The organism is Vreelandella glaciei (assembly GCF_013415125.1).
In the GTDB taxonomy this organism is placed as follows: domain Bacteria; phylum Pseudomonadota; class Gammaproteobacteria; order Pseudomonadales; family Halomonadaceae; genus Vreelandella; species Vreelandella glaciei.
Window position 1 is genome coordinate 1 of record NZ_JACCDE010000076.1, and the last position, 1,685, is coordinate 1,685.

Consider the following 1,685-nt stretch of genomic DNA (forward strand, 5'->3'; position numbering starts at 1 on the left):
CCTGAATCCGTGAGACCGGCCCCCAGGAATGCTTCTAACCTACTGAACTGCATGGCAATATAGCGAATATCGCCATTCACCCAGACAGTGCCATGCCCAACGTCAAGTTCCGCGCCAGTCGCCGCACCCTCACCAGCCACGCCGGGCTGTCCATCATCGGGCAATGCTTCGAGATCGCTGGCGTCGACAGCATCGACAGCCGCTTCCCCACCACGCTGGGCATGCGCACCAGTGACGTGATCAAGAGCTACCTGGGCCTGCTGTGTCTGGGCATGAGCGACTATGACGCTGTCGAGAACTTCCGCCGCGACAAGCCCTTCCAACAACTGCTGACCCTGCAGAAGGTGCCGAGCGCGGCGACGCTGCGACAGCGGCTGGAGAAACTTGCCGCCAACGACCTGCAGGCGCGCACCGCCACCTGGTCCACGACCCTGCTGTCACTGATCGAAGCACCGATCACCGCCGAGACGACGCACGTCTGCCTGGACATCGACACCTTCGTCATGGACAACAGCAACTCGAAGAAGGAAGGCGTCTCGCGGACCTACCAGAAGGTCGATGGCTACACACCGATCGCCGCCTATCTGGGCAACGAAGGGTGGTGCCTGGGTCTGGAACTGCGGCCTGGCAAGCAGCACACCATGAAGGAGAGCAACGCCTTCCTGGAGCGGGTGCTGCCTCGCACCCAAGGCCTGACCAAGCAACCGATCCTGTTACGCGAGGACAGCGGCTTCGACAGCCAGGCGCACCTGGCGCTTCTCGAACAGCAGCGCCAGGTCTTTGCCGACGAGGGGCGCCGGCTCGACTATGTCGTCAAATGGAACCCGCGCGGCTCGGCCACGGCTGATCGAGATACCTGGCTGGCGGTGGCGGCGGACTACTGGGAAGAGCTGCGTCCTGGCAAGCGCCAGGCGCTGTGGCTGCAGACCGTCTCGATCCACGACGACAACAAGACCGAATACGTCGTCCAACGCGTGATGCGCCTGGTAGAGCGCACCGCCGATCGCGATGGCCAGTTGCTGCTCGAACCGGACTATGAGTTGGAAGGCTGGTGGACCAGCCTGGACGAGGCGCCGGAGGCGGTGATCAAGCGCTACCAGGCGCATGCCACCCATGAGCAGTTTCACAGCGAGATCAAGACCGATCTCGACCTGGAGCGCTTGCCGTCCGGCAAGTTCGCCACCAACGATCTGATCCTGCATCTCGCCCAGTTGGCCTACAACATCCTGCGCCTGATGGGACAGCTGGGCATGACCGGCGAGCTGAGCCCGGTTCGCCACCCGGCCAAGCGGCGCCGGCTGCGCACCGTGCTACAAGAGCTGGTGCACCGTGCGGCTCTCGTGATTCACAAGGCACGGCAGATCATCCTCGACTTCGGGCAGGATATCGGGCGCATGACGGTGCTCAAGACGCTGCGGAGCCGACTGCGTTATCCACGAGGAACGCCATGCTGACCGTCAATCGGCGACACTCTATCCACAAGCAGTTCCAAGCGACACGCGATCGCCAGATATGTCGTGCCTGGCGGGTGGAAAGGCATGACAAAACGGGCCGTCAGCACCGATCAGCACGGTGGGTTTTGGCAATAACGGGCTTGCGAAAGCCAACTTGCACGGGGCGAATGATCAAAAAGTGCTCGCTGGCGGTGATAGGGAAAGTGTCGGCGCCGGCTTCACGGATTCAGG

General features: G+C 62.6%; 1 protein-coding gene. It reads left to right on the forward strand.

All coding sequences use genetic code 11. The annotated features are described in order from the left end of the window. Window positions 1-92: 92 nt before the first annotated feature. The gene (locus HZS80_RS23185; protein WP_045812073.1) at window positions 93-1,454 is read left to right on the forward strand and encodes an IS1380 family transposase; all 1,362 of its coding nucleotides are present in this window, start codon (window positions 93-95) and stop codon (window positions 1,452-1,454) included. Window positions 1,455-1,685 lie beyond the last annotated feature (231 nt).

Excerpts from the sequence above, each read along its gene's own strand:
- HZS80_RS23185 (WP_045812073.1), top strand. The coding sequence starts at position 93 with ATGCCCAACGTCAAGTTCCGCGCCAGTCGCCGCACCCTCACCAGCCAC.